General features: G+C 64.6%; 4 protein-coding genes. All 4 read right to left on the reverse strand.

The genetic code is table 11. The features are described 5' to 3' along the window. Positions 1-90: 90 nt before the first annotated feature. Positions 91-2,391 (reverse strand): TIR domain-containing protein, encoded by a 2,301-nt coding sequence (locus VFZ66_28330; protein HEX6293122.1) that lies wholly within the window; start codon positions 2,389-2,391, stop codon positions 91-93. Positions 2,392-2,727: 336 nt separating this feature from the next. Next, on the reverse strand, positions 2,728-4,692 hold the full coding sequence (locus VFZ66_28335) for an ABC transporter substrate-binding protein (GenBank protein HEX6293123.1): 1,965 nt from the start codon (positions 4,690-4,692) through the stop codon (positions 2,728-2,730). Further along, the gene (locus VFZ66_28340; GenBank protein ID HEX6293124.1) at positions 4,689-4,973 is read right to left on the reverse strand and encodes a hypothetical protein; all 285 of its coding nucleotides are present in this window, start codon (positions 4,971-4,973) and stop codon (positions 4,689-4,691) included. Before VFZ66_28340 ends, VFZ66_28335 begins: the two co-directional genes overlap by 4 nt. 199 nt (positions 4,974-5,172) lie before the next feature. Then, positions 5,173-6,273 (reverse strand): hypothetical protein, encoded by a 1,101-nt coding sequence (locus tag VFZ66_28345; protein HEX6293125.1) that lies wholly within the window; start codon positions 6,271-6,273, stop codon positions 5,173-5,175. Between the last annotated feature and the right edge of the window lie 349 nt (positions 6,274-6,622).

Consider the following 6,622-nt stretch of genomic DNA (forward strand, 5'->3'; position numbering starts at 1 on the left):
AAGCGCAAGGAGTGCTAGCGACGCGCGCGGCCACGAAGATGTATAGCGCCGCCAGCCAGTATTGGTAATAGCCATGGCGGCCCTCCTAACCTACACAACAAGATGTGGATTATTGTCAACAGCCGTCGCTCGGAATCCCAGGCTGGTCATCGTCCCCAGCAAGATCCCGGCGATCACGGCAACGATTGGATTCCAGGCCAGCAGACGCAGCGCAACGGCTAATCCGACACCAAGGACACCGCCAAGGATCGTCGCCAGTGGCTGCCGCTGCTTCCATCCAACACCTATGCCGATGCCAGCGCCAAGCATGAGGCCCTGGGCGATCAGCCTCGCCAACACCTGGCCTGTTATTGCGCCGGGCGGCAATGTGAGCCACGAAAACAACACAAACGCGCTACTGCTCGCACACGCGCCGATGATCGCCGTTGCAGCCGCGCGCAAGGTCGGCCTTTCTCGGTAGAGCCACAGCCCCACCCCGATACAAAAACCTGCTACCTGACCAACGGCAAAGAAAACGAAAAAGATCAGCGACAAACCTGCCACGGTAACTTGCGTGAGCGCGCCTGGGTCGCTCCATCGCGCGAGCGCAAATGCCGCTCCGTAGCCTAGCCCGGTGCCGAGCGCGCCGCCTGCCGCCTGGCCGAGGTATCGCGACCGCTCGCGCACCAGCTCGCGGGCGGCGCTGGCCCCCAGAAATTCATCTTCATCCTCGGTGATGTCATTGGGATGCTCCTCGGCGTAGCGCTGCGCCTCTACCAGACGCGAGCCGCCGTATAAAAAGCTGACATCACGCCGACGCTTGATCCAGTCGTCGCAGGTCTGCGCCAGACGCCGGTGCAGCAGCAGCCCCGCGCGGTCTTCTTCGAGCCACATTTTGAGCTGCGGCCAGCTCGTGATCAGCACCTCATGCGCCAGATCTACAAGCACGCGCGATTCCTGCCCGTTGGTCGCAGCCTGGTCGTCACCGCTGCGGATCAGCAGCCGGTTATCGGTCAGATGATCCAGGGTATACCTGAAATCGTCCGGCTCGTCCTTGGGGCTGCATAGCTCACAGAGCGGCTGCTGGCGGCGCGTGTCGGGCGAGTTCTCGCCAAGCTGCACCAGGCACAGCAGCACGCGCCGCGCGATCTGCCGCTGCGCTGGCGTGAGATCCGCCAGCGTCGCGTCGGCCCTGGTGGCAACCGCGACCGCCAGGCCGCTGCCGCCGTCGTGGCCCATCTGCTCGTATGCGCTCAGCGTGAGCAATCGGCGCTGGCGCTTGCTCCACAGCAGCCGCATCGTCTCCTGAAGCAGCGGCAGCACGCCCGGCTCGTCGTGTCCATCGGCGATCAGCCGCTCCACCAGCGCCGGTTCGAGGTACGCGCCGACGCTGGCTGCCGGATACTGGATCGCCTCGCGCAGCGCAGGGCCACGCAGCGGCGCGACCTCTAGCCGCTGGCTGGGCAGCACCGGCCACAGCGTGCTGCTCATCAGCTCAGGATAGAAATCGGCGCGCATCGTGATCAGCAGCACGCAGTTCTCGTAGGAGCGCAGCGACAGCAGCGCCGCGATAAAGCGCATCTGCTCGCCGCGCTCGGCCTGCGTAAACAGCTCCTCGAACTGGTCGATCACCAGCAGCAGCCGTTGCGCCGCCGGCGGCCGCGCCAGCGCCGTCGCCACCAGCTCGGCGTGCCGCGAGACATCGCCCGCCAGCAGCTCGACCAGCGTCTTGGTCGGCTGCTTGCCCGGTCGCATGGAGCAGACCCGCCAGAAATCCCTGGGAAAATCCTGTCCGGCGGCCAGACGCGGCAGCAAGCCCGCGAAGACCAGCGAGGACTTGCCCGATCCCGATGGCCCGATCACAAACAGCAGCCGGTGCTGATGCAGCCGATCGACCATCTTCTGGATCTCGGCGTCGCGACCGTAGAAGCGGCTCGCGTCGTCCTGGCCGAAGGGCACCATGCCGGGGTACGGGCAGGGGACGAAGACCTCACGCGGCGGCGGCGACTTGATCAGATCCCGCAGCCGCGCGGTTTCGCCCTCCCAGTTGGCCTCGGCGGTATAATCCAGCGCCACGCGAAAGCCAAGCTGCGGCGGTAGCTCGAAGCGGCCCAGCCGCAGCGGGATCAGCCGCTCCTGCTGCTCGTCGACGCTCAGAAAGCTCGCCAGCTTGCCGCCGAGCTGGCTCCACTGATCGGCAAGATACGCCTGGCTCAGCACCAGCAGCGTGTAGCGGCTATCCAGCACCGCGCGCTCGAACGCATCGACGATCGGGGTGCCCGGCACGAAATCCTGCGGCGTTATGATCCGCTCGGCGGGCAGCCCCAGCGCGGGCAGCAGATAGCCACGGACCCATTCCGCATCGCGGCTGGTATGTGAGATAAACAGATCGCGGGCGATCGTCGGTTGCATAGCGCACCTTGCCCAGATACAACGACCTCGCAGGGCGTATGCTATACGCCCCGTCGTGGCGGGATTTCTAGCAGTACAAGGACTCGCTCGCGGGTTATTCTTGCAGTTGGAGGCGGCGCGATGTGGAGATCATTCCAGAACGCTTGCGAGTCGCGTCTGGTCCGGGGGATGCGATGAAAAAGGGACAGCCAGGCGGTACGTCCAGTGTAGCACCGCTGTCCAGTGCGGGATCACCTGTTCGGGGTTTCGAGTTCCGAGCGTCGAGTTCCACATGCAAAGGTTCCTTCCTCCCTGCTCTTTGCTCTTTGTGCTTTGTGCCTCTCGGCGCACGCCCGGCTACTGTTTGAGATACCACAGATGCGCGTTCCAATTCGTATCATACGGATTGGGCTGGCGCTCAAGCAGGCCGCGCGACTGGACATGCAGTAGCGCCTGTTGATCCGCCGCGACCCGGAAGAGATCCCACGCGCCGCTCTCCTGAAGCTTCCGCCGAACGTCCTCCAGGTCCGGCAGCACGGCGGCCATGACCTCGCCTGCCAGAACGCGCAAGAACAGCCGCTCAGCATCGATCACCTCGATCTTCATCCGGTCGATGCGCGGCCTGCCCTGAACATAGTCCTCGAACGCACGCAGATCGATCGGCGCGCCCGGCGCGAACTCGGCAACCTGAAACGGCCCGGTGCCGATCGGCGAGCGGCCAAAGCGGCCAGGCTCCAGATCAATCGCGTGCTGCGGCAGCACGCCCAGCGTGAAGAGCTGCTGTATCGTGGTTCGAGTAGCGCCTGAGCGCAGCACGAACGCGATCGTCAGATCGTCGATGAGGTCGATCGACTCGATCGCCTTCATCTGCTTGCGCCAGGCCGAGTGCGGCACCTCGCTGGCGTACCTGTAGGTAAACAGAACATCCTGCGCCGTCAGCGGCGCGCCGTCGTGGAAGTACACATCGCGGCGCAGCCGGAAGACGATGCTGATCTTCGTCCCGCGACGCAGACGATCCTCCATCAGTCCATCGATCTCCCATGTTTCGGCAAGCTCCGGCACCAGCTCGCGCCGCTCTGGATCGAAGCGCACCAGGCCGCGAAAGATCAGGCTCAGCACATCCGCCGGACCCAGCCGCTCATGCGCGATCGGGTCGAGCGTCTCGATCGGGCGGAAATCGCCGATGCTCAGGTACTCGCGCGCGCTGACGATGATCTGCCGATCGAAGGTGCTGTTGGCGCGGCTCAGATCGGGCAGCGCGCCTGCCGGATCGGCGGTGAAGCCGATCGTGTGAGCGCCCGCTGCGAGCATGAGCTGGCGGCGGGTGCTGCTTTCTTGCGATTGCTGGCCGGGCAGCAGCGGGCCGTGCGGCTGTCGCGGCCAGCGCTGCCCATCGACGATCCACTCGACCTCGAACGGCCCCGACGAGATGCTGCCCTGGTTGATAAGATCGGCCTCCACCAGGAACGGCTCGTTTGCGAACACAGAGCGCGCGCCGATGCTCAGATTCCGCACCACCAGATCGATCGTGGTCGCCTCCCACGCCAGCAGGTTGGTGATCTGCCCGTCGACGATCGCGAAGAGCACGCCGCGACCGGAAACCTGCGGCATCGTCACCGTCACCCGCACGTCGCTCCAGGCCACGATCTGCGCCGCGTGGCCCGCGAACAAGACCATCGCGCCGGAGTCAGGCACCGCGCCCAGGTTGCCGCCCTCGATCAGCACCGTGCTGCCGGGCGGGCCGCTGGCAGGTTTGAGCGCCCACAGGAACGGTAGATGTCGCCAGATCCGAATCTGCGGATCGGCGATGTCGGTCTTGCGACTGACCTCGGCGATCATCGCCGCCGTCTGCGTGTAGCGCTCCAGATCGTCTACCGAGTAGATCGCGATTGCGTTGAGTCGCTTGATCTGCTCCGCCGTAATGCCAGGCAGCGTCGCCAGATCGCGGGGATCGCCGGGCTGATCCAATGGCTTGCGCAGGCCCTGGAGCTGGCTTTGCAACACCTGCGCGAAATCGAGCTTGAGCAGCGTCATGCCCTGCTGGTCGGGATCGACGGTCCGAAACAGAACGCGACCGTCGGGCGCGCGGCGCACTGTCACTTCGAGATCGAGGCTTAACTGCTTGATGGCGAAGGAGATGCCGCGCGCAAATGACTTGAGCGACAGCGTATCCTCGGCCCGATCGATCTCGGCGCTGATCGCATCGACCAGCTCCGAGAGCTGCCACTCGACGTTCTCGGCGCTCGACAGCGCATCGGCTGCCTCGGAGCGCCTGCCATTGCTCGCCGCATCCGTCGGCGGTAGTAGCTCTCTGCTCGTCACGGCGACTCCTCCGCTGGGCTATTGGGCGCGATCGTGATCCGAATGCGACCGAGGCGTCCGACCGGCGGCGTTTCGCGCGCGGTCGGCAGCATGACCATCAGGCGGCGCGTCTCGGCTGTGCCCGCCGGATCGTCCTGCAAGCGCAGATGCGCCGGAATGTCGAGGTTCACGTCGCTGACGTGCAGCTTCAACAGCTCGGCTCGCTCCGCGGTCTGATCCAACGTCTCGGACAGCTCGCGGAAGATCAGCGCGATCAGATCGCCAAAGGGAATGTCAGACATAGTGTGCCGTCAGGCCAGGGGACGAAAGAGCAAAGGAACAAAGAACAAGGGTCAAATTGTCCCCCAAACCTTCTCCTGTCTCGTACAGAATAGTGGAGCCACGTTTCCGAAAAGGTTGCTTGATTCTGCAATCGTGAGCGGCGCAAGGATGATGCAACCAGCCGCGCGGGCAGTGCGGCATCCTTGCGCGTAGCAGCGATTAGGTGCCTTCGGTCGTCAGCGGCGGGAAGGTTTCAGTCTTGAAGTTAATCTTCACCTGGCCGATGATCTCGGTGCTCATCGTCAGCGAGTCGAAGGAGCTTTCGTTCACCGTGCTGACGTTGATCTGGCTATAGTCTACGCTGGCCGAGATGCTGCCCCAGCCCCAGCCGGCCTTGCCGCGCACACCAACCTTCAAGCTGTCCTGGTGATAGCGCGTCGCCTGCCTGGTCTGCGCCTCGGTCGAGGTGACTTTGAACGTCAGCCGGGTCAGGATCTCGCCGTTGGTGATCACGATGCGAGCCATGCCCTCGCGCGCCATCGCCCGGAGCTGCTCCTGCATCGTGCTTGCCAGCGACTGGCCGAGCGCTGCCTGGATCGCCGTCACCTGCTCGGCGGTGAAGCTGGTCGCCGCTTCGTCGATCGTCAGGTCTAGCGGAGGGCTGGCCTTGGTCGTCTCGCGCTTGATCGCGTCGGCAACCTCCTTCAGGTTCGCGTTGGCGGTCTTGAGCGGCGGGCCGCTCGGATTGTTGGGGTCGGGCGTGTCCTTGAAGATGAAATCGGCGCGTACGCTGGTACCACCCTCGCCGTCGGGATAGCGCTGCGCCAGGTGGGCGTTGATCTGCGCGTCGGAGACGTTCTCGGCCTGAAACTCTTTGAGCGTCTTGGCAAGATCCGCCACCAGCTTGGCGTACGCCTCCATCTGCTTGAGCGTCGCACCGATGATCGCGTCAAAGGTGCTGTTGATCAGACCGGCGGTGAACTCGACGAAGCCCAGGTTTTGCACCTGCTTCGCCACGTTGATCCCGGCCTGCGCGGTATCGCCGACCGCCATGCCGCCGTTCATGGTCGCCAGCGCCATCTGCCGCCGCGTTTCTTGCTCGGCCAGCTCGTACAACGTCTGGCGCACGATCGTGGTAACGCCCTCGCGCACAAGATTGCGCTCGCGCTCGTCGCCGATGCGCTCCACCGCCCGATCGACCACCGCGAGCAACTGGTCGACGCCGCGCTCGACCGCCTGATCGAGCTTGGGCGTGCCGCCGTGCGCGCCTTCCATCCTGCCGACCGGCATATCGCCGTTACCGGCTCGTGTTGGGTACATCCCGCCCTCATTCGTTCCGCTCATAGCATCCATGTATGCCTCCGAAAGGTGATGTATCGGTCAATGGGCCTGTCCTCGTGGCGATCTTGCAGATGCACGCTGCGCAGCGCCACCGCGTGTGTCAGTCCGCAGACGAACCGAGGGCGTCAAGATGACGCCCTCGTCGACAGCGTGCCCTCCTTAGGCTTAGCCGTACCACTTATGCCACATCGCCCGGTCCGCCCCGATCACGAACGTGTCGATCCGGCCAGCATCCCACGAAACCGCAGCAGGCGACGAGACACAGAAGCCGCCCAGGCTTTCCCAGCCGCTCCAGCCCGCGCCGTCCCACCATTTGTGCCACAGCGCC

Source organism: Herpetosiphonaceae bacterium, assembly GCA_036374795.1.
In the GTDB taxonomy this organism is placed as follows: Bacteria; Chloroflexota; Chloroflexia; order Chloroflexales; family Kallotenuaceae; genus LB3-1.